The sequence below is a fragment of the Aureimonas sp. Leaf454 genome (assembly GCF_001424685.1).
Classification (GTDB): domain Bacteria; phylum Pseudomonadota; class Alphaproteobacteria; order Rhizobiales; family Rhizobiaceae; genus Plantimonas.
In genome coordinates this window covers 58,052-78,552 of record NZ_LMQT01000020.1, presented here as the reverse complement: position 1 = coordinate 78,552, position 20,501 = coordinate 58,052, and the positions used below count along the sequence as shown (strand labels likewise).

Sequence of the window (20,501 nt, the reverse complement as noted above, 5' to 3'; positions counted from 1 at the left end):
CGAGGTTTTTGGGGAGGAACGACGATGCGACGGACAGCAGGACGTGCAGTGGGATTGGGTCTGGCCGCCCTGGTGGTGGGCCTCATGGCCGGCGCCGCGCCGGCGCGGGCCGACTTCTGGTCGGATGCGGGTGCGAAGTTCAAGGGCGTGACCCTTCACGGCGTCACCGAAAGCACGCCGCCCTCGAACTACATCAAGGACGTTCTCGCGCCGGAATTCGAGAAGAAGACCGGCATCAAGGTCGAGATCGAGACGACCTCCTGGGATCAGATGTACGACAAGGCCATCAAGGACATGGAGGCCAAGACCGGCATCTATGACATGGTCTATATCGAGCAGGACATCATCTACGCCTATCTCGCCCGCGACTTCCTCGTCGACATCACCAAGGCGCTGAAGGACGACGCATCGCTGAAGGCGCCGGAATTCGACGAGACGCACTTCACGACCTTCGCCAACTACTTCAAGAACAAGGACGGCGATCTGTTCGGCGTGCCGATGGAGGCCTTCATCAAGGTCTACCTCTATCGGAAGGACCTGTTCGACGATCCGGCCGTCAAGGAAGCCTTCAAGGCCAAGACCGGCAAGGACCTCGCGCCCGCCAAGACGCATGAAGAGTATACGCAGATCGCGGAATTCTTCACCGAATACGGCAAGGAGAAGGGCGAACAACTCTGGGGCACGACGGCGCAGGCCCATACCGGCCATCCCGCCTCCTGGTACGAGTTCTTCGAGTCGATCGCGCCGACCTACGGCGTCTACAATTGGGGCATCGACGCGAACAACAACTACGCCGCCTCGGTCGCCAACGGCGGCACGATGAACAGCGACAAGTCCAAGGCCGCGTTGAAATACTGGCTGCACCTGCGCGACATCGCGCCGCCCGAGTCGGCCGCCTCCACCTGGACCGAGGTCGGCACGACCTTCGCGGCCGGACGCGCCGCGCAAGGCCTCGTCTACGGCGAGAACGCGGCCTGGATCGCATCGGACGCGGAGAAGTCGAAGGTCGTCGGAAAGGTCGGCGTCGCCCTGCCGCCCACCGCGCCCGGCGTCATGGAAGAGGCCGCGGCCGGCAAGGGTTACATCGGCTATTACGACGGCGGCGCCTTCGGCCTGCCCGTCACGTCGAAGAACCGCGAGGCCTCGCTCCTCTTCCTCCAGTATATCGGCCAGGATTCGGTGCAGGGCGGCTGGGCCGTCGCCGCGCCGCGCATCACCAACACCGCGACCTACGACGATCCCGGCGTCATGAAGATGGATGCCGAGCTCGGCGGCTACTACACGATGCTGAAGAACGACGGGAAGCTCTTCGCGGGCGCGCCGCCCTATCCGTTCCACGCCCAGGTGCGCGAGGCGACGGCGCCGATCTTCTACCAGATCCTCATCGGCGAGGTCGCGCCCGACGAGGGCCTCGACAAGATGGCGGCGGCCGCCGAGGAGGAACTGACCAACCTCGGCTACCGCAAGTAGTCGAACGCTCCAGACGGGATCGCCGCCCTCGAGGCGGCGATCCTCCCGCCGCGCGCCGGCCGCGCGGATCGTCGCGACGAAGCGTCCTCGCCAAGGGTGGTCCTCATGCGTTCCAACAGAGTGGGATGGCTTCTGCTGGCCCCCACGATACTGATCCTCGCCTTGTTCGGGATCCTTCCCTTCATCTACGTCCTCTATGTCGCGTTCCACCAATGGAACCCGTTCGGCGCGAGCCCGGACATGATCTACAACGGGGCGCGGAACTTCCGACGCCTCGTCTTCGACCAGGAATTCCTGACCTCGATCCTCTACACGTTGAAATTCGCCTTCTTCGCGGTCTTCAGCGAGGTGGTGATCGGCTATTTCCTGGCGCAGATGTTCATGCGCGATTTTCCCGGCAAGGGTTTCTTCCGCACGATCCACACGCTGCCCCTGATCGTCGCGCCGATCGTCGTGGGCTCGGTCTGGCGCCTGATGACGACGCCGTCGATCGGCATCATTCCCTATTACGTGCAGGCCTGGTTCGGCTACGACCTGAACATCGGGCGCGATGCGAACGCGGCCTTCATCCTCACCGTCGTGATGGACATCTGGCACTGGACGCCGCTGGTCACGCTGACCTTGCTCGCCGCCCTCGTGTCGCTGCCGAAGGAGCCTTTCGAGCAGGCGCAGATCGACGGGGCCAGCCGGCGGCAGATCTTCTGGTACATCACGCTTCCGATGATCCGGCCGGCGATCCTCGCCACCGTCTTCATCCGCATGATGGACGCGCTGCGCACCGTCGACGAGGTCTGGATGCTGACCGGCGGGGGCCCGGGCGCCGCCACGCGCTATCTCGGCCTCCACATCTGGAAGGTGGTCTTCCCCAAGACCGACTACGGCTACGGCTCGGCGATCTCGATCATCGTCCTCTATCTCACGCTCGTCATGTGCTGGCTCCTCTATGTCGGCCTCGTCGCGCCTCGCACCTCCCGGAGCCGAGCCTGATGCGCAAGGACCGTCCGCTTCTCTCGATCGTCTGCTGGACCCTTCTCAGCCTGGCGACGCTGTTTCCGATCTACTGGCTCTTCGTCATCTCCGTGAAGCCGGCGGTCGACCTCTTCACGACGCCCAGCGTCTTCCTCGACACGATCTACTGGAAGAACTACGTCAACGTCCTCAACAACCCGACGCTGCAGCGCTACATGATCAACTCGATCATCATCTCGTCGGGCAATGCGGTGCTCGTCACGCTGCTCGCCTTCATGGCCTGCTATGCGCTCTCGCGCTACGACCTGCCGGGCAAGGAGAACATCTTCTTCTGGACGATCACCAACCGCATGGCGCCGGCAGCCGTCTTCCTCCTGCCGTTCTTCCTCCTGTTCACGCAGGTCTTCACGATCGGGGACTGGAAGCTTTACGACACGCGGATCGGCATGATCCTCCTCTACTGCACCTTCAACCTGCCCTTCGCCATCTGGACGCTCCGGCCGACGATCGACGGCATCCCGAAGGAGCTCGACGAGGCCGCCGCCATCGACGGCGCGACGACCTGGCAGGTCGTCTCGAAGGTGATCTTCCCGCTGGCGCGGCCGGGCCTGGCGGTGACGCTGATCCTCACCTGGGTCTTCGCGTGGAACGAGTTCCTGCTCGCCGCGACGCTGACGAGCTTCAACGCGCGCACGATCACGACGGGCCTGTCCGAATACGTGACCTCCACCGGCACGGAATGGGGCACGATGGCCTCCATCGCCATCATCACGCTCATTCCCGCGCTCGTCATCTTCTCCGTCGTGCAGCGGCACATCGTGGCCGGCCTGACCTTCGGCGCCGTCAAGGAGTGATGCGATGGACCATCTCGTCGATCTCGACGCCGCGGACGAGGAGGCGCGCGGCATCAAGGCCGCCGCACCCCGGCACGGATTCCTGCCGATCGTCACCAATTGGTTCGACCGGCTCTTCATCGGCATCTATCTGTTCGTCGCGATCGAACTCTTCTGGATGCGATTCCTCGAAGCGTCGATCCCGCTGACCGGCGCGCATATCCTGTCGCTCGTCGTCGGCGTCCTGATCATCTGGAAGGGCTGACGCTCCGGAAAGGTCCCGTCGCCGGGCCTCGCTCCCGGCGCCGACGCCGAACTGAACATGGGAGAGGCCTCATGAAGGCACTGGTGCTCGAAGAGAAGATGAAGCTCTCGCTTCGCGATTTCCCGATCGAGGCCGACGAGACGATGGGGCCGCGCGACGTGCGCATCAAGCTCCATACCGTCGGCATCTGCGGCTCGGACGTCCACTATTACACGCATGGCGGCACGGGCGTCTTCCAGGTGAAGGCGCCGATGATCCTCGGCCACGAAGCGTCCGGAACGGTCATCGAGGCGGGCTCCGAGGTCACGACGCTGAAGGTCGGCGACCGCGTCTGCATGGAACCCGGCATTCCCGATCCGATGAGCCGCGCGACGCGGATGGGGCAGTACAACGTCGATCCCGCGGTGCGCTTCTGGGCGACGCCGCCGATCCACGGCGTGCTGCGCCCGACCGTCGTGCATCCTGAAGCCTTTACCTTCAAGCTGCCCGACAACGTCTCCTTCGCGGAAGCCGCGATGGTCGAGCCGCTGGCGGTCGGCGTTCACGCCGCGACGAAGGCACAGGTGAAGCCCGGCGACAACGCGCTCGTGATCGGCGCCGGCCCGATCGGCCTCGTCACGGCGCTTTCGGCGCTCGCGGCCGGCTGCGCGCGCGTCTTCGTCACCGATGTCGACGACAGCAAGCTGGAGATCGCGGCCTCCCTGGGGCCGATCACGCCGATCAACGTCGCGCGCGAGGACGCCGCGAAGGCGATCCTTTCGGCAACCGACCATTGGGGCGTCGAGATCGTCTTCGAATGTTCGGGCAATGCCCGGGCCGCGGCCGGCGTCTTCGATCCGCTCTGCCCGGCGGGCCGCGTCGTCTTCATCGGCTCGCAGACCGAGAGCGTCGCCTACGACGTCGGCAAGGCCATGGTGCGCGAGGCGCGCGTCGAGCATGTCTTCCGCTATGCCCATGTCTTCCCGCGCTGCGTCGCCATGCTGTCGTCGGGCTCGATCGACGTGAAGCCGCTGATCACGCGCCGCTTTTCCTTCGACGAGAGCGTGCATGCCTTCGAGATCGCCGCGTCCGCGCCGAAGGGCGAGGTCAAGATGCAGATCGAGATGCCGCAATAGGACGCGGCAAAAGCCGCCCGCCGAAGATCGTCCTTCAACGATGGCCCGGCCGCGATGCCGGGCCGTCGCGCGAAGGGGCTCGGCATCTTGCGGCCGGTTCCGGTCCGGCACGGACAGGAACAAGGTTCGGGACGGTGCAGGCACGGCGGCGGATTGCGCTCGCTCAGCGCTTGGTCTTCTAGTATCCCGCGCTGCGTGAGCCGCCACCCGCGCGGCCTCGAACCGTTTCGACGCTTGTCCTGGAAGGAACAGACATGACGGACCTGTCGGGTCAGACCATTCTCGTCACCGCCGCCGGCCAGGGCATCGGGCGGGCGAGCGCCGAGGCCATCGCCGCCGCGGGCGGTCAGGTCGTCGCGACCGACATCAACGAAGCCGCGCTGGCCGAGCTTTCGGGACTTGCCAACATCCGGACGGCGCGGCTCGACGTTCTCGACCGCGCGGCCGTCGAGGCGCTGGTCGCCGAGATCGGCACGGTCGACGGGCTCTTCAACTGCGCGGGCGTCGTGCATGGCGGCTCGATCCTCGAAACCTCCGACGCCGATCTCGACTTCGCCTTCGACCTCAACGTGAAGGCGATGGTCCGCACGATCCAGGCGGTGCTCCCCGGCATGCTGGAGCGCGGCCAGGGCGCGATCGTCAACATGGCCTCGGTCGCCTCCTCGGTGAAGGCGGTGCCGAACCGCTTCGCCTATTCCGCCACCAAGGCGGCCGTCATCGGCCTGACGAAGTCGGTCTCGGCGGATTTCGTCGGCCGCGGCATCCGCTGCAACGCCATCTGCCCCGGCACGGTGGAAAGTCCCTCGCTCCAGCAGCGTCTTTCGGCCGGCGGCGACTACGAGGGCGCCCGCGCGGCCTTCATCGCCCGCCAGCCGATCGGTCGCATCGGGCAGCCCGCCGAGATCGCCGACCTCGTCGTCTATCTCCTCGGCGCGACCTACACGACCGGACACATCCACATCGTCGACGGCGGCTGGACGGCCTGAGGCCCGCTCAGTCCGTCCGATCCCGATCGGTCCTTCCGACGCCTGCGAGGTGCCGCCCATGCGCTCGACCAAGGTCATCCACATCGTCGGCTGCCATGCGGAAGGGGAGGTCGGGGACGTCATCGTCGGCGGCGTCGCCCCGCCGCCGGGCGAAACGCTCTGGGAGCAGTCGCGCTTCATCGCAAGGGACGACCGGCTTCGCCGCTTCGTCCTCAACGAGCCGCGCGGCGGTGTCTTCCGGCATGTGAACCTCCTCGTCCCGCCGAAGCATCCGGACGCGGCGATGGGCTTCATCATCATGGAGCCCGCCGACACGCCGCCCATGTCGGGCTCGAACGCGATCTGCGTGGCGACCGTCCTCCTCGACAGCGGCATCATCCCGATGGAGGAGCCGGAAACGCGCTTCGTCCTCGAGGCGCCGGGCGGTCCGGTCGCGATCACCGCACATTGCCGGGACGGCAAGGCGGTGCGCATCGCGGTGCGCAACGTGCCCTCCTTCGCCGACAGGCTGGACCAGAGAATCGAGGTCGAGGGGATCGGCTCGCTCGCGGTGGACACGGCCTATGGCGGCGACAGCTTCGTTCTCGTCGATGCCGCAGCGCTGGGCTTTCAGATCCGGCCGGACGAGGCGCGCGATCTCGCCGAGACCGGCATGCGCATCACGCGGGCGGCGAACGAGCAGATCGGCTTCGTCCATCCCGAGAATCCCGGCTGGGATCACATTTCCTTCTGCCAGTTCACCGCGCCGGTGACGCGCGAGGGCGGCGTGGCGCGGGGGCGCAACACCGTCGCGATCCGGCCGGGCAAGCTCGACCGTTCGCCGACCGGCACCGGATGCTCCGCGCGAATGGCGGTCCTTCGGGCGCGGGGCGAACTCGGCCTCGGCGAGACCTTCGTCGGCGTCTCCGTCATGGACTCGGAGTTTCACTGCCGGATCGTCGGGGAAACGGTGCTCGGCGGCCGGCCCGCGATCCTTCCGGAGATATCCGGTCGCGGTTGGATCACGGGCACGAGCCAACTGATGCTCGACCCCGACGATCCCTGGCCGGACGGCTATCGGCTCTCCGATACGTGGCCCTCGCTGGGGACGTGAGGCGGACCGAGAGGTCGGCCGACGGCTTCGCGGCGTCGACGCGATGGGTCGATCGTCAGTTTCTCTGCGTCTCGTTCGGCTGCTAGAGGGGCATCATCGAGTCGCGCCGCGATCTCGAAGTCAGAGCGTCACGGGATCGGATCGTCCATGTCGACCAGCACCATCACCGTCGAAGAGGGCATCGGCGCCGCCGGCGTCGGCCGGTTCCAGCAACGCCTCTTCGTGATCTTCGGCCTCGTCTGGGCGGCCGATGCGATGCAGGTCCTCGCCATCGGCTTCAGCGCGCCCTCGATCGCCAAGAGCTTCGGCGTCACCATTCCGCAGGCGCTGCAGACGGGAACGCTGTTCTTCGTCGGCATGCTGATCGGCGCCTTCGTATTCGGCCGGCTCGCCGACCGGATCGGCCGCCGGCCGGTCCTGATGATCGCGATCCTGATCGATGCCGTCTTCGGCATCGCCTCGGCCTTCGCGCCCGATCTGGGCTGGCTTCTGGCGCTGCGCTTCCTCACCGGCATCGGCGTCGGGGCGACCCTGCCGGTGGACTACACGATGCTCGCCGAGTTCCTGCCCGCCGACCGGCGCGGGCGCTGGCTGGTGCTGCTGGAATCCTTCTGGGCGCTCGGCACGGTGCTGCTGGCGCTGCTGGCGCTGGGCGCGGGCTCGCAGGGCGGCGAAGCCTGGCGCACGATCTTCTTCTTCACCGGCATTCCCGCTCTCATCGGCGTCGTCCTGCGCCTCCAGATCCCGGAATCGCCGCGCTATCTCAACCGGCAGGGTCGCTCGGCCGAAGCGCGCGCCGTTCTGCAGCGGGTGGCCACGGCGAACGGCAGCGGCGCGGTGATCGGCGAGTTGACGCCGGAGATGCACCGGCGGGCGCCCTTTTCGGCGCTCTTCTCGCCGCTCCTGCGCCGCCGCTCGGTCTTTCTTCTTCTCGCCTGGTTCCTGATCTCGATCTCCTATTACGGGATCTTCGTCTATCTGCCGGTGCGCCTCTCCGGAGAGGGTTTCGGCTTCCTGCGCGGGCAGATGTTCCTCGTCCTCATCGCGCTGGTGCAGCTTCCCGGCTATGCGCTCGCCGCCTATGGTGTGGAGCGCTGGGGCCGCAGGCCGACGCTGATCGGTTTCCTCCTCCTCAGCGCGGCGGGCTGCCTCCTCTACAGCCTCGGACAGAGCCCGGCCCTCGTCGTCGGCTCGACCCTCCTCATGAGCTTCTCGCTCCTCGGCACCTGGGGCGCGATCTACGCCTTCACCCCGGAAATCTACCCGACGGATCTGCGCGCGAGCGGCATGGGCACGGCCGGCGCCGTCGCCCGCGTCGGCGGCCTTCTCGCGCCCTCGATCATCGTGCCGATCATGGTCGCGAACTTCGTGCTGGCGCTGGTCGTCATCTCGGCCGTGCTGGCGGCGGCCGCCCTCTGCGTGGCGCTGGTCGACGTGGAATCGCGCAACGCGGCCCTCGACTGACGGTGTTCCCGCCGTCTGGTCCCGCACCCCCCGACGATCGGCCGCCTATGATTTGAGCATGTGTATTGTCGCATCAGGACTGCTTGACTTGGCCATGGCAGCCAGTAAGCTCTCCTCACATACCGGCCTTGGATGCCGGACGGCAATCAAGCCCCGTCGATCTCCGTCTTCCCTTCATCGGGTGGCGCGATCACGGGGCTTTTTCGTTTCGGGGTTTCTTTCGAGTGAAGCGGCAGATCGACATCGGCGTTCTCTTCTCGCGCTCCGGCAGCTACGAGCTGCTCGGACGGGCGGGGCGCGCCGGCGCTCTCGGCGGGATCGAGGCCGTCAATGCCGATGCCGGGCGGGCGGTCGCCTTCCGGGCGATCGAGCGCGATCCGGAAGGGCGCATCGATGCCTATGCGCCGCTCTGCACCGAACTCCTGACGAGGACGCAGGCGCGTCACGTCGTCGGCTGCATCACCTCCTGGAGCCGGAAGGAGGTCATTCCGGCCCTGGAGCGGCATGGCGGGCTGCTCTGGTACGGCGCGCCCTACGAGGGGTTCGAGACCAACGACCACGTCGTCTACATGAACGCCTCGCCGAACCAGCACCTCGTGCCGCTCGTCGCCCATGTCGCGGCCCGCCACGGCCGCAGCCCGTTCCTGGTCGGCTCGAACTACATCTGGGGCTGGGAGATGAACCGCATCGCGCGCGATCTCGTCGCCGATGCGGGCGGCGAGATCCGGGGCGAGCGCTATTTGCCGCTCGGCGACACCGACGTCTCCCGCCTCATCGAGGAGATCCGCGCGACGGTGCCGGACTTCGTTCTCAACACGCTCATCGGTCCGTCCTCCTACGCCTTCTTCGAGGCCTATGCCGCGCTCGGGCGGGAGGACGAGCGGTTCCGCGCGGAGCGCCGGCCGATCGTCTCCTGCAATCTCACCGAACAGGAGCTTCCCTCGATCGTCCCGCATGGGGAGGGGCATCTGTCCTGCCTTCCCTTCATCCATGACGGCGGTTCGGGTCCCCGATCGAGCTTCGAGGCGGCGGCCCATGCCGCGGTGATCGCGCTCGCGGACGCGATCGAGATAGCCGGCACGGACGATCCCGCCGCCGTGCGGCGCGCCGTTTCGGGGCGGCCGATCGCGACCGTGCTCGGCACGATCCGCATCGATCCCGCCACGCAGCACGCCAGTCTTCCCGTCAAGATCGGCCGCATCCGGGGGGAGCGTTTCGACGTCATCGAGGAGGCTCCGAGCCTCGTCGAGCCGGATCCCTACCTCTCCCGCTACGACCCCGCGGCGACCTTCCGCGCACCCTTGAGGCTCGTGCGATGACCCGGCGCGCCCGCATTCCCAATCTCGGCGGCGCGAAGGCGGTGATCCTGCACCGGCCCCATGCCGGCATCGAGGGACTGGCGCGTCAGCTCGCCGCGATCGGGCTCGACGTGGACCAGGCCTGGCCGGATCTGCCGGCCTCCGCGGCCGGCGCGGACTTCCTGTTCTTCGACGTCGATCTCGGCTTCGACGAGCAATTTCCCTGGCGCCCGGGCGAGGCGCCGATGCCGCTGGTGGCGCTGATCGGCTCGGAAGCGCCCGGCCGGATCGAATGGGCGCTGTCGCAGAAGGCCGACGTCCAGATCGTGAAGCCCGTCGGCAATGCCGGGGTCTATTCCGCGCTCCTCATCGCAAGGCGCGCCTTCGACGAGCGCCGCCGCCTCGCCGCCGAGATCGCCAGCCTGAAGGACCGCGTCGCCGAGCGGCAGACGATCGTGCGCGCCGTCGTCGCGCTGTCCTCCGCCGCGACGGGAGAGGACCAAGCCTACGGACAGCTGCGCACGCTCGCCACCACGTGGCAGGTGACGATGGAGGAGGCCGCGCGGCGGGTGGTCGAGCTGAAGGGCCGGGACGCGGAGAGCCGGGACATCAAGAGCAGGGGAGCTCCGGCATGAGCGCCCTCGTCACGCCCGCCCCGGCCGCGCTTCCGCCGCCCTGCGCACCTGCCGAGCGCGGCCTCCTGCGCCGGCTCCTCCAGCGCAAGCTCGCCGTGCTCGGGCTTCTCATCATCACGGTCGTCGTCGTCTCGGCCGTTCTGGCGCCGCATGTCGCGCCCTTCGATCCCAACGAGCAGTTCTTCGACGGCCTGACGCTGGAAGGCTCGCCGCTGCCGCCCTCGTCGACCTACTGGCTCGGCACCGATCTCCTCGGCCGCGATCTCCTTTCGCGCATCCTCTACGGCGCGCGGAACTCGCTGATCATCGGCGTCGTCGCCAACGGCGCGGCGCTCCTCATCGGCACCTTCGTCGGCGTCGTCGCCGGCTATTTCCGAGGAATCGTCGGCACGGTCCTGATGCGCTTCACCGACCTGATGATGGCGTTTCCCGCTCTCCTCCTCGCCATCTGCCTCGCCGCGGTGCTGCGGCCGAGCCTCTGGATCGTCGCGCTCGTCATCGCGCTGGTGAACTGGGTTCAGGTGGCGCGGGTCGTCTATTCCGAGACGCGATCGCTCGGCGAGCGCGAGTTCATCGCGGCGGAGAAGACGCTGGGCGCGGGCTCGGCGCGCATCCTCTTCCGCCACATCCTGCCGCATCTCACCTCGACCGTCATCGTCTACGGCACGCTCGGCATCTCGACGACGGTGCTTCTGGAGGCGACCCTGTCCTTCCTCGGCGTCGGCGTGCAGCCGCCGGACGCCTCCTGGGGCAACATCATCTTCGAGAACCAGACCTACTTCCAGTCCGCGCCCTGGCTCGTCTTCTTCCCCGGCGCGGCGATCCTTCTCCTCGCGCTCGCCTTCAATCTCGTCGGCGACGGGTTGCGCGACGCGCTCGATCCGACCGAGGAGGGACGCGACTGATGGCGATCTATCTCCTGCGCCGGCTGTTCCAGGCCGCGCTCATCCTCCTCGGCGTCTCGCTGATCACCTTCGCGCTCCTGTACCTCCTGCCGGCCGATCCCGCCCGGCAGATCGCGGGGCGAACGGCGAGCGCCGCGCAGGTCGCCAACATCCGCACGCAGCTCGGCCTCGACCAGCCCTTCCTCGTCCAGTACGGGCGCTATCTCGCCCAGCTCCTCCAGGGCGATCTCGGGCGCTCCTATCTCCAGCGCTCGGAGGTCTCGGCCCTCATCGGATCGCGTCTGCCGGCGAGCCTTCTCCTGATGGTCGCCGCGATCCTCTGCGAACTCGCCATCGGCCTCACCATGGGCATCGCGGCGGCCGTGCGGCGGGGCCGGGCGAGCGATCACGCGCTGATGGTCGGCTCCTTCGTCACGGTGTCGGCGCCGCAGTTCGTGGTCGGCCTCCTCCTCCTCTACGTCTTCGCGGTGAAGCTCGGCTGGTTTCCGATCGGCGGCTACGGCACGGTCTCGCATCTCGTCCTGCCGGCCCTGACGCTCGGCCTTCTCGGCGCGGGCTGGTATTCGCGGATGATGCGCTCCTCGATGGTGGACGTCCTGCGCCAGGACTACATCCGCACCGCGCGCGCCAAGGGCCTGCGCCGCTGGACCATCCTCCTGCGCCATGCGCTCCCGAACGCGATCCTGCCCGTCATCGCGATGATCGGCATCGACATCGGCCTCTTCATGAGCGGCATCGTGGTCGTGGAGAGCGTCTTCGGCTGGCCCGGCATCGGACAGCTCGCCTGGCAGGCGATCCAGCGCGTCGACCTTCCCATCATCATGGGCGTCACGCTGGTCTCGGCCGTCGCCATCGTCCTCGGCAATCTCCTCGCCGACCTCGTCGCACCCTTCGTCGACCCCCGCATCAAGCTCCAGTGACCCTCGTCGCCCCATGGGAAAGGACCGATCCATGACGTCTCTTCTGAAGCATAGCCTCGCCGCGCTCGCTCTCTCCGTCTCGCTTCTCGCCCTGCCGTCCGTCGCGCCGGCGGCCGAAGGCGGCTCGATCACGGTCACCTACAAGGACGACATCGCGACCCTCGATCCCGCGATCGGCTACGACTGGCAGAACTTCTCGATGATCAAGGCGATCTTCGACGGCCTCATGGACTACGAACCGGGCACCGCGACCCTCCGGCCGGGCCTCGCCGAGAGCTACGAGATCTCCGCCGACGGCACGGTCTTCACGTTCAAGCTGCGGGACGGCGTGAAATTCCACAACGGCCGGACGATGACGGCCGAGGACGTCAAATACTCCTTCGAGCGGACGACCAACCCGAAGACGCAGTCGCCGGGCGCGGGCTTCCTCGGCTCGATCGCGGGCTTCGACAAGATGCAGTCGGGCGAGTCGACCGAGCTCTCCGGCGTCAAGATCGTCGACCCGAAGACGGTGGAGGTGACGCTGTCGCGCCCCGACGCGACCTTCCTGTCGGTCATGGCGCTGAACTTCGCCTTCATCGTGCCGAAGGAGGAGGTCGAGGCGTCCGGCGCCGATTTCGGCCGCAAGCCCGTCGGGACGGGCGCCTTCAAGCTCGCCGAATGGACGCTCGGGCAGAAGCTGCAGCTGGTGAAGAATCCCGACTACTACCGCGAGGGCGCGCCCAAGCTCGACGAGATCAATTTCGAGATCGGCCAGGAGCCGGTCGTCTCGCTGCTGCGCGTCCAGAACGGCGAGGTCGACGTTCCCGGCGACGGCATTCCGCCGGCGAAGTTCCGCGAGGTGATGGGCAATCCGACCGAGGCCGGCCGGGTCGTGGAGGGCGTGCAGCTCCACACCGGCTACATCACCATGAACACCAAGGCCGCGCCCTTCGACGATCTGAAGGTGCGTCAGGCCGTCAACATGGCGATCAACAAGGATCGCATCGTGCAGATCATCAATGGCCGCGCGACGCCTGCCAACCAGCCGCTGCCGCCCACCATGCCCGGCTATGTCGAGGGCTTTGAGGGCTACAAGTACGACGTCGAGGCGGCCAAGAAGCTGCTCGCGGAGGCCGGCCACGAGGGCGGCTTCGAGACCGAGCTCTTCGTCGCCAATGTCGATCCGCAGCCGCGCATCGCGCAGGCGATCCAGCAGGATCTCGCCGCGGTCGGCATCAAGGCCTCCATCCAGTCGCTTGCCCAGGCGAACGTCATCGCCGCCGGCGGCTCGGCCGAGGGCGCGCCGATGATCTGGTCGGGCGGCATGGCCTGGATCGCCGACTTCCCCGACCCGTCCAACTTCTACGGCCCGATCCTCGGCTGCTCGGGCGCGGCCGAGGGCGGCTGGAATTGGGCGAAGTACTGCAATGCCGATCTCGACGCCAAGGCCGCCGAGGCCGACGCGATGGTCGATCCCGCCAAGGCCGCCGACCGGGCCAAGGCCTGGGGCGAGGTCTACAAGGGCGTGATGGCGGACGCGCCCTGGGTCCCCGTCTTCAACGAGAAGCGCTACACGATGCGCTCGGACAAGATGGGCGGCGACGACGCGCTCTACATCGATCCGGTCAACACGCCGATGAACTACAAGTACGTCGAGACCAAGTGAGATGTGCAAAGCCTGCGATTATACGATCCACGGCCGGCAGCATCATTTCGGCTGGGACAACACGATCGAGCCGGCGCTGCGTGTGGCGCCGGGAGCCACGATCGAGTTCGAGTGCCGGGATTCCTCGGCCGGACAGCTGACGCCGGCTTCGACCGTCGAGGACGTGAAGACGCTCGACTTCTCGCGGATCAATCCGGTCTCCGGACCGATCTTCGTGGAGGGGGCCGAGCTCGGCGACGCGCTGAAGGTCACGATCGAGGGCTTCAAGCCGTCCGGCTTCGGCTGGACGGCGAACATTCCGGGCTTCGGCCTCCTCGCCGACCAGTTCACCAATCCGGCGTTGACGATCTGGTCCTATGATCCCCAGAGCCTTTCGCCGGCGGCCTTCGGTCCGCACGGGCGGGTTCCGCTGAAGCCCTTCGCGGGAACGATCGGCAATGCGCCGGCAGAGGCGGGGCACCATTCGGTCGTTCCCCCGCGCCGGGTCGGCGGCAATCTCGACATTCGGGATCTCAGCGCGGGCACCGTCCTCTACCTGCCGGTGGAGGTGGCGGGCGCGCTCTTTTCGGTCGGCGACACCCATGCCGCGCAAGGCGACGGGGAGGTCTGCGGCACGGCGATCGAAAGCCCGATGAACACGGTCCTGACGCTCGATCTCGTGAAGGGCGCGAACCTCAAGATGCCGCGCTTCACGACGGCGGGGCCGGTCACGCGCCATCTCGACGCGAAGGGATACGAGGTGACGACGGGCGTCGGCCCGGACCTCATGACCGGCGCGCGGCAGGCGGTGGCCGACATGGTGGAGCTTCTGGCGGGGCGCTACAATCTGGCCCCCGTCGACGCCTACATGCTCGTCTCGACGTGCGGCGACCTGCGCATTTCCGAGATCGTCGACATGCCGAACTGGGTCGTCTCGTTCTACTTCCCGCGGGTCGTGTTCGAGTGACGAGCGTGCCGGCTCTTGCGCGCGGGGACGGCGCTTCGGCGGCGTCCTCGGATCGAGTCCTGTCCGTCGAGGGCCTGACGATCGCGGTCGGGACGGGCGAGCGGCGCCGCGTGCTCGTGGATGGCCTGTCTTTCACGCTCGGGCGCGGCGAGACGCTCTGCATCGCGGGTGAATCGGGTTCGGGCAAGTCGCTGACCTCGCTCGCGATCATGGGTCTCCTGCCGCAGCCGGGACCCGTGGTGGCGAGGGGCGCGATCCGTCTGGGCGGCGAGGATCTCGTGGCGCTCGACGAGCGGGCGATGCGGCGGGTGCGGGGCGACCGGATCGCGATGATCTTCCAGGAGCCGATGACCTCGCTCAATCCGGTTCTGACCATCGGCCGCCAGCTGACGGAGGCGATCGAGGCGCATCGGCCGCTTCGCTCCGGCGAGGCGCGCGGTCTGGCGCTTGCCGCGTTGAAGGCGGTGCGCATTCCCGAGGCCGAGCGGCGGATGGGGCAATATCCGCACGAGCTGTCGGGTGGCATGCGCCAGCGCGTGATGATCGCCATGGCGCTGGCGCTGGAGCCGGACGTCCTGATCGCCGACGAGCCGACGACCGCGCTCGACGTCACCATCCAGGCCGAGGTGCTCGGCCTCCTCAAGGAGATCCAGGCCGAGCGCGGCACGGCGATCATCCTCATCACGCACGACATGGGCGTCGTCGCGGAAATGGCGGACCGCGTCGTCGTGATGCGCGAGGGGCGCATGGTCGAGACCGGCGCGGTCGCGCCGCTCTTCGCCCGGCCGCAGGAGGACTACACGAGGGCCCTCCTCGCGGCGGTGCCGCGCATGGGCACGGGCGGCCTCCAGGACGAGGCCGGCGGAAGCGCGAACGGGACACCGGGCGCGGGGCGCACCGCGCCCGTCGCCGAGATCCGGGACCTCACGGTGCGCTTCCCGCTGAAGGGCGGGCTGTTCGGCCGCACCGTGGCGGAGGTCCATGCCGTCGCAGGCATTTCCTTCGACATCGAGGCGAACCGGACGCTCAGCCTCGTCGGGGAATCGGGTTGCGGCAAGTCGACGACGGCCAAGGCGATCGCCGGGCTCGTCGCCTATGACGGCCGGCTCGCGGTCGCCGGGCGCTCCGCGCAAGACCTGACGGTGCCCGAGCGCAAGGCGCTCCGCCGCGACGTGCAGATGATCTTCCAGGATCCGTTCGCCTCGCTTGATCCGCGCTGCCGCGTGGGCGATCTCGTCGGCGAGCCGCTCGTCATCCATAAAATCGGTTCGGCAGGCGAGCGCCGCGAGCGCGTCGCCTCCCTCTTCGAGCGCGTCGGGCTTCAGCCCGATGCGATGCGGCGCTATCCGCACCAGTTCTCCGGCGGCCAGCGCCAGCGCATCTGCATCGCGCGGGCGCTGGCGCTCCGCCCCAAGCTCATCATCGCCGACGAGAGCGTCTCGGCGCTGGACGTGTCGGTGCAGAAGCGCGTGCTCGAACTCCTGAAGGAGCTCCAGGCCGAGTTCGGCATCGCCTATCTCTTCATCAGCCACGACATGGCCGTCGTCGAGAACATCTCCGACCGGGTCGCGGTCATGTATCTCGGGCAGATCGTGGAGACGGGCACGCGCGCTCAGATCTTCGGCGATCCCCGCCATTCCTACACGCGCCGACTGATCGATGCCGTGCCGGTTCCCGATCCCTCGCGTCGACGCCCGGCCTTCGCGCGGATGGCGGGCGACATTCCGAGCGCCGTTCGGCGCCCGAACGATCCGCCCGCGCGCTTCGATCTTCGCGACGTCGGCGGCGGGCATCTCGTCGCGGCGGAGTAGGCCCGGATACCGTTCCGCGAGGCGAGGGACCGGTCCCGGCTCCGGCCGGCTCCCGAGAGGATCCGTCCACCCGAGAATCGCCCGAGGGTCGCTGCCTCGCCCGACGTTCCGTCAGGGCGCGAGATTGCCGGCGAGAAGGGAGATCCCGATGATCAGCCCGATGCCGATCATGACGACCGCCGCATTGCGCTGGGCGGGATCGGGGCGCTTCGCCGGACCGGGTCGCCCGGTCGGGTCGACGCGTCGCGCGGCGCCCGGACGGCCCGGTGTCGAAGCTTCGGGTCGGCCGGAGGACGGCCCCTTGGGCGGGGCGCCGGCCGCTCCGCGCGTCTTGTCGCCCGGCTTGCGGGGCTGAAACTTGTGCACGTTGCTCATCGCGGCATCCTAGCCGAAGTTTGCGAGGGGACGAAGCGTCTTGACGCGCTTCGAGCCGGAATCGCCGCCGGGGCGGGGAAGCCCAAGACCCGCCGGGCGTGCCGGTGGGCGCCAGCTCGCCCCGGCGGGTCTTGCGCCGGCCGGCCGGGGAATGGCATCGACGGGGGCGAACCGATGTCCGCCGATCCGGCGGACGACATAGGGGTTCGACGGGGGAGGGACCGATGGTGGAACGGACGGAGGCGTCATCGCCGAGCGGGGATCGGCTGGGAACGCCGGGACCGGGCGGAGTCTGGCGGCAGGATGAGACGCACCGCCGCTGGCTCGCCGCGGATGCGGAGCGCCAGTTCGCGTTCTTTCGCAAAAGCCTGAGAGCCGACGGCGGCTTCGACGTCCTCGATCGCGACGGCACGCCCTTTCCCGATGCGCTCCAGGAACTGCATTCGACGACCCGTCTCGTCCATTCCTACGCGCTGGGAAAGGCGTTCGGCCTCGAAGGCGCCGACGCCGTGATCGACGGCGGCATGGACCATCTCTGGAACGGGCACCGCGACGATCTGCACGGCGGCTATGCCGCCTCGATCCGCGGCCGCGAGATCGTGGACGGGGTGAAGCTCGCCTATGGCCATGTCTTCGTGCTGCTTGCCGCCGCAAGCGCCAAGCTCGTCGGCCATCCCGACGCCGACCGGCTCCTCGCCGATGCGGCCGAGGTGCTGGACCGGCACTATTGGGACGAGGCGACCGGCCTCTTCCGCGACGAGTTCAACCGGGACTGGACGCCGTTCTCGACCTATCGCGGCATGAACGCCAACATGCACGGCGTCGAAGCGCTGGTGACCGCCTACGAGGCGACCGGCGAGACGCTCTTTCTCGATCGGGCGGGCCGCATCCTCGATTTCTTCGTCGGTCGCATCGGTCCGGCCCATGGCCTCCGATTGCCGGAACATTACAACGAAGACTGGACGCCCGATCCCGACTATCGCGGCAATCCGATGTTCCGGCCGGCCGGGACGACGCCGGGCCATTCCTTCGAATTGTCTCGCCTCACGCTCCAGCACTGGGATCTCGCCGGACGCCGCGACGCCGAGGCGCCCGCGCGGGCCCGCCGCCTGTTCGAGCAGGCCTTTTCCGACGCGTGGCGCGAGGCCGACGGCGGCTTCGTCTACACGGTCGCGGGCGACGGACGCCCGCTCGTCTCGGACCGCTACTGGTGGCCGGTGACCGAGGCGATCGGCGCGCTGTCGGCGCTGATGAAGCTCGCGCCCCAGCCCGCCGACGAGGAGCGCTATCGGCGGCTCTGGCGGTTTGCCGATCGCAGCCTCATCGACCACGAGCATGGCGGCTGGTTTCCCGAGATCGACGACGAAGGACGACCCGTCGCCCGGCAGTTCGCGGGCAAGCCCGACATCTACCACTCCGTCCAGGCGACGCTGCTGCCCCTCGTTCCGGGATTGTCCCGGCTCTCGGACGAGTTGCGATCCGCTGCCGCGAGGCGCTGATCGTCCGGGCGCCTGGAGGCTTTGGGAAAGACCGGGCCCGGAGCAACGGACGCCGCGCCTGAAACGCGCGCGAAAGGCGCCGGGTGAGCGAAGGTCCTACTGCCCGCCCTCGTGAGAGGGGGCGGGCTTGGGATGATCAAGGCCCGACAGGAGTTCGTCGAGGGCGGCCCGGTGGACCGTCAGGACGACGGCATCTCCCGAACCGCTCACGCCGAGAACGCTGATCGAGCCGTCCTCCAGCGCTTGGACGCTCTCCACCTGCGCCAGCGAGATTCCCCTGAAGCGACGATCCTTGGTCACATGCTCTCTCTTTCGCGCGCGCGCGCCGTTCCCGTCCTCAGCGATGGCGTCCCGCAAGCTCCCGGACGTTCGCTGGCCGGAGCATCCGACATCACGACCCGTTCCATCGCAAGACGATGGCCGATGCGTCCCACGTCGCACCGACGATCCCGTCCACCCGAATTCCGTCCACCCGAAATCCGCCGGCATTGCGCTCCGTCGCGCGGGCATAGTCAACGGGTCGCAACCGGTTCCCGCCATCATATCCGTCATCGTCCACGATCTCGTCCGGCCCGGCGGCGGCGCGCTCGGCCCAGGGATGGCTGGAAGGCTTCGCGGCGTCGGGCCGGCGGGCGGGCGGCTGCCCGCCATGTCGCTCCCCGTGCGCTGGCGGACGGGGAGCGGTCGATGATCATTCCTGCGGCTTACATCCTCGTCAGGCGGTCTCGGCCCGGCCTTCCCCGTTCGTCCCGCGCGTCTTCCACAGGCTGTAGGCGATGCCCGCGGCGAGAATGGCGAAGGTGACCCCGAGCGAGACCTGCGGCGGGAATTTTTCGATGCCGAGAAGGTCGGCGAGGAAGATCTTGGAGCCGATGAAGATCAGCACGAAGGCGAGCGCCGGCTTGAGGTAGCTGAAGCGGTGTATCATGGCGGCCAGGGCGAAGTAGAGCGCGCGCAGGCCGAGGATGGCGAAGATGTTCGACGTGTAGACGATGAACGGGTCCGTGGTGATCGCGAAGATCGCAGGCACGGAGTCGACCGCGAAGATGACGTCCGCCACCTCGACCATCACCAGCGCCATGAAGAGCGGTGTGACGAACCAGGTCGACCGGCCCGTCACGGGATGGGGCAGTCGCACGAAGAACCGCTCGCCGTGGTGCTCCCCGGCGACGTTGAGCCGGCGCTTCATCAGCCGGACCAGCGGATTGTCGCCGAGCGGACGCTCCTTCTCGCCGAACATCAGCATCTTGACGCCGGTGGCCACGAGGAAGGCGGCGAAGACGTAGAGCACCCAGGAGAAGTTCGTCACGATCGCCGCGCCGAACCCGATCATGATGGCCCGCAGCACGATGACGCCGAGAATGCCCCAGAACAGGACGCGGTGCTGGTACATGCGCGGAACCGCGAAGAAGGAGAAGATCATCGCGATGACGAAGACGTTGTCCATCGCCAGCGTCTTCTCGACGACGAATCCCGTCAGGTAGTTCATGCCGGACTCGGCCCCGAGATACCACCAGACCCACGCGCCGAAGGCGAGGCCGAGCCCGATGTACAGGGACGACAATGTGAGGCTTTCCGCGACTCCGATCTCGTGGTCCGTCTTGTTGAGGACGCCGAGGTCGAAGACGAGAAGGGCGATGACGATCGCCAGGAAGGCGAGCCACATCCAGGCCGGCTTGCCCAGCCAGTCGAGGAAAAGGAAAGCGAGGTCCATTCGATCTGCTCCGTGTCGACCGTTGCGTCGAAGAGCGATCCGACATGGCGAGAGAGCCGACGGCTCCCGCCAGAGGGGCCCGGATCAGGGATTGAGACGAGGGGATCGGTCACCCGACCCCGCGAGGATCAGGTGCGGCGAAGATCTTCGGCCGCCCCTTGCGCCTGCGTCAGCGCGATGCGCCGGCCGCGATCAGGCCTCGCCCTCGTCGAGATAGGGGCGCACGGCCGAGACGGCCTGCGCGCAGCCCGGCGCTGCCTCGACGAGAACCGCGTCCGGCGCGGTCAGGCCGACGAGGATGCCGGCCGCGCTGCCGATCGCCCAGAGCGGATCGTCGCTCGCGCGTCGCACGACCGCGGGTCCCGCATCCGCGATGCAGCCCGTCAACGTCTCGACCAGCTCGACCGGCGCTCTCGCGGCGGAGAGACGCTCGGTCATCTCCGCCTGGATCGGCTGGATCAGGAAGAACGAAATGAGGGATGCGATGATGTCCTGCATGTCGATGGTCTCGCGCGCCGGCGAAGCGACTGAAACGGTCCGACATCGCGAGGTGGC

General features: G+C 67.9%; 20 protein-coding genes. 16 read left to right on the top strand and 4 right to left on the bottom strand.

The window, feature by feature from the left end; genetic code table 11:
• The first annotated feature begins 84 nt into the window (after positions 1–84).
• The 15 genes from ASG43_RS13940 (at position 85) to ASG43_RS13870 (ending at position 16,358) form a co-directional block, all read left to right on the top strand.
• Positions 85–1,470: an extracellular solute-binding protein gene (locus ASG43_RS13940; RefSeq protein ID WP_244488112.1), complete on the top strand. Its 1,386-nt coding sequence runs from the start codon at positions 85–87 to the stop codon at positions 1,468–1,470.
• A 105-nt stretch (positions 1,471–1,575) separates the two neighbouring features.
• On the top strand, positions 1,576–2,457 hold the full coding sequence (locus tag ASG43_RS13935; RefSeq protein ID WP_056506711.1) for a sugar ABC transporter permease: 882 nt from the start codon (positions 1,576–1,578) through the stop codon (positions 2,455–2,457).
• Complete coding sequence (locus ASG43_RS13930; protein ID WP_056506057.1) at positions 2,457–3,293, top strand: carbohydrate ABC transporter permease; 837 nt, start codon at positions 2,457–2,459, stop codon at positions 3,291–3,293. Before ASG43_RS13935 ends, ASG43_RS13930 begins: the two co-directional genes overlap by 1 nt.
• 4 nt (positions 3,294–3,297) lie before the next feature.
• A complete protein-coding gene (locus ASG43_RS13925; RefSeq protein WP_056506055.1) occupies positions 3,298–3,537 on the top strand; it encodes a DUF2160 family membrane protein in 240 nt (79 codons plus the stop codon).
• A gap of 71 nt (positions 3,538–3,608) precedes the next feature.
• Positions 3,609–4,652, top strand: coding sequence for an NAD(P)-dependent alcohol dehydrogenase (locus tag ASG43_RS13920; RefSeq protein WP_056506052.1), 1,044 nt, complete (start codon positions 3,609–3,611; stop codon positions 4,650–4,652).
• A 254-nt stretch (positions 4,653–4,906) separates the two neighbouring features.
• Positions 4,907–5,638 (top strand): SDR family oxidoreductase, encoded by a 732-nt coding sequence (locus ASG43_RS13915; protein ID WP_056506050.1) that lies wholly within the window; start codon positions 4,907–4,909, stop codon positions 5,636–5,638.
• Between the two features lie 58 nt (positions 5,639–5,696).
• Positions 5,697–6,731 (top strand): proline racemase family protein, encoded by a 1,035-nt coding sequence (locus tag ASG43_RS13910; RefSeq protein WP_056506047.1) that lies wholly within the window; start codon positions 5,697–5,699, stop codon positions 6,729–6,731.
• Between the two features lie 147 nt (positions 6,732–6,878).
• Positions 6,879–8,195 carry an MFS transporter gene (locus ASG43_RS13905; RefSeq protein WP_056506044.1) on the top strand — a complete coding sequence of 439 codons (1,317 nt, stop codon included), beginning with the start codon at positions 6,879–6,881 and terminating at the stop codon, positions 8,193–8,195.
• Positions 8,196–8,419: 224 nt separating this feature from the next.
• Positions 8,420–9,514, top strand: coding sequence for a transporter substrate-binding protein (locus ASG43_RS13900; protein WP_056506041.1), 1,095 nt, complete (start codon positions 8,420–8,422; stop codon positions 9,512–9,514).
• Positions 9,511–10,128: an ANTAR domain-containing protein gene (locus ASG43_RS13895; RefSeq protein ID WP_056506038.1), complete on the top strand. Its 618-nt coding sequence runs from the start codon at positions 9,511–9,513 to the stop codon at positions 10,126–10,128. The genes ASG43_RS13900 and ASG43_RS13895 overlap by 4 nt, the downstream gene beginning before the upstream one ends.
• Positions 10,125–11,033 carry an ABC transporter permease gene (locus ASG43_RS13890; protein WP_056506035.1) on the top strand — a complete coding sequence of 303 codons (909 nt, stop codon included), beginning with the start codon at positions 10,125–10,127 and terminating at the stop codon, positions 11,031–11,033. The genes ASG43_RS13895 and ASG43_RS13890 overlap by 4 nt, the downstream gene beginning before the upstream one ends.
• A complete protein-coding gene (locus ASG43_RS13885; protein ID WP_056506033.1) occupies positions 11,033–11,953 on the top strand; it encodes an ABC transporter permease in 921 nt (306 codons plus the stop codon). Before ASG43_RS13890 ends, ASG43_RS13885 begins: the two co-directional genes overlap by 1 nt.
• 43 nt (positions 11,954–11,996) lie before the next feature.
• Positions 11,997–13,601, top strand: coding sequence for an ABC transporter substrate-binding protein (locus tag ASG43_RS13880; protein ID WP_162244730.1), 1,605 nt, complete (start codon positions 11,997–11,999; stop codon positions 13,599–13,601).
• Position 13,602: 1 nt separating this feature from the next.
• Positions 13,603–14,547, top strand: coding sequence for an acetamidase/formamidase family protein (locus tag ASG43_RS13875; RefSeq protein WP_056506026.1), 945 nt, complete (start codon positions 13,603–13,605; stop codon positions 14,545–14,547).
• Between the two features lie 5 nt (positions 14,548–14,552).
• On the top strand, positions 14,553–16,358 hold the full coding sequence (locus tag ASG43_RS13870) for an ABC transporter ATP-binding protein (protein WP_082490911.1): 1,806 nt from the start codon (positions 14,553–14,555) through the stop codon (positions 16,356–16,358).
• Positions 16,359–16,469: 111 nt separating this feature from the next.
• Here ASG43_RS13870 and ASG43_RS13865 read toward each other — a convergent pair whose 3' ends face one another.
• Positions 16,470–16,733, bottom strand: coding sequence for a hypothetical protein (locus ASG43_RS13865; protein ID WP_056506024.1), 264 nt, complete (start codon positions 16,731–16,733; stop codon positions 16,470–16,472).
• 224 nt (positions 16,734–16,957) lie between these two features.
• On the opposite strand from ASG43_RS13865, the gene ASG43_RS13860 reads away from it, so the two are divergent.
• A complete protein-coding gene (locus ASG43_RS13860; protein ID WP_056506021.1) occupies positions 16,958–18,232 on the top strand; it encodes an AGE family epimerase/isomerase in 1,275 nt (424 codons plus the stop codon).
• Between the two features lie 96 nt (positions 18,233–18,328).
• Here ASG43_RS13860 and ASG43_RS13855 read toward each other — a convergent pair whose 3' ends face one another.
• The 3 genes from ASG43_RS13855 to ASG43_RS13845 form a co-directional block, all read right to left on the bottom strand.
• Positions 18,329–18,532 (bottom strand): hypothetical protein, encoded by a 204-nt coding sequence (locus ASG43_RS13855; RefSeq protein ID WP_056506019.1) that lies wholly within the window; start codon positions 18,530–18,532, stop codon positions 18,329–18,331.
• Positions 18,533–18,947: 415 nt separating this feature from the next.
• Complete coding sequence (locus ASG43_RS13850) at positions 18,948–19,946, bottom strand: TerC family protein (RefSeq protein WP_056506016.1); 999 nt, start codon at positions 19,944–19,946, stop codon at positions 18,948–18,950.
• A 192-nt stretch (positions 19,947–20,138) separates the two neighbouring features.
• A complete protein-coding gene (locus ASG43_RS13845) occupies positions 20,139–20,444 on the bottom strand; it encodes a hypothetical protein (RefSeq protein WP_156386711.1) in 306 nt (101 codons plus the stop codon).
• Positions 20,445–20,501 lie beyond the last annotated feature (57 nt).

Excerpts from the sequence above, each read along its gene's own strand:
- ASG43_RS13940 (WP_244488112.1), top strand. The coding sequence starts at position 85 with ATGGCCGGCGCCGCGCCGGCGCGGGCCGACTTCTGGTCGGATGCGGGT.
- ASG43_RS13935 (WP_056506711.1), top strand. The coding sequence starts at position 1,576 with ATGCGTTCCAACAGAGTGGGATGGCTTCTGCTGGCCCCCACGATACTG.
- ASG43_RS13930 (WP_056506057.1), top strand. The coding sequence starts at position 2,457 with ATGCGCAAGGACCGTCCGCTTCTCTCGATCGTCTGCTGGACCCTTCTC.
- ASG43_RS13925 (WP_056506055.1), top strand. The coding sequence starts at position 3,298 with ATGGACCATCTCGTCGATCTCGACGCCGCGGACGAGGAGGCGCGCGGC.
- ASG43_RS13920 (WP_056506052.1), top strand. The coding sequence starts at position 3,609 with ATGAAGGCACTGGTGCTCGAAGAGAAGATGAAGCTCTCGCTTCGCGAT.
- ASG43_RS13915 (WP_056506050.1), top strand. The coding sequence starts at position 4,907 with ATGACGGACCTGTCGGGTCAGACCATTCTCGTCACCGCCGCCGGCCAG.
- ASG43_RS13910 (WP_056506047.1), top strand. The coding sequence starts at position 5,697 with ATGCGCTCGACCAAGGTCATCCACATCGTCGGCTGCCATGCGGAAGGG.
- ASG43_RS13905 (WP_056506044.1), top strand. The coding sequence starts at position 6,879 with ATGTCGACCAGCACCATCACCGTCGAAGAGGGCATCGGCGCCGCCGGC.
- ASG43_RS13895 (WP_056506038.1), top strand. The coding sequence starts at position 9,511 with ATGACCCGGCGCGCCCGCATTCCCAATCTCGGCGGCGCGAAGGCGGTG.
- ASG43_RS13890 (WP_056506035.1), top strand. The coding sequence starts at position 10,125 with ATGAGCGCCCTCGTCACGCCCGCCCCGGCCGCGCTTCCGCCGCCCTGC.
- ASG43_RS13885 (WP_056506033.1), top strand. The coding sequence starts at position 11,033 with ATGGCGATCTATCTCCTGCGCCGGCTGTTCCAGGCCGCGCTCATCCTC.
- ASG43_RS13875 (WP_056506026.1), top strand. The coding sequence starts at position 13,603 with ATGTGCAAAGCCTGCGATTATACGATCCACGGCCGGCAGCATCATTTC.
- ASG43_RS13865 (WP_056506024.1), bottom strand. The coding sequence starts at position 16,733 with ATGAGCAACGTGCACAAGTTTCAGCCCCGCAAGCCGGGCGACAAGACG.
- ASG43_RS13860 (WP_056506021.1), top strand. The coding sequence starts at position 16,958 with ATGGTGGAACGGACGGAGGCGTCATCGCCGAGCGGGGATCGGCTGGGA.
- ASG43_RS13850 (WP_056506016.1), bottom strand. The coding sequence starts at position 19,946 with ATGGACCTCGCTTTCCTTTTCCTCGACTGGCTGGGCAAGCCGGCCTGG.
- ASG43_RS13845 (WP_156386711.1), bottom strand. The coding sequence starts at position 20,444 with ATGCAGGACATCATCGCATCCCTCATTTCGTTCTTCCTGATCCAGCCG.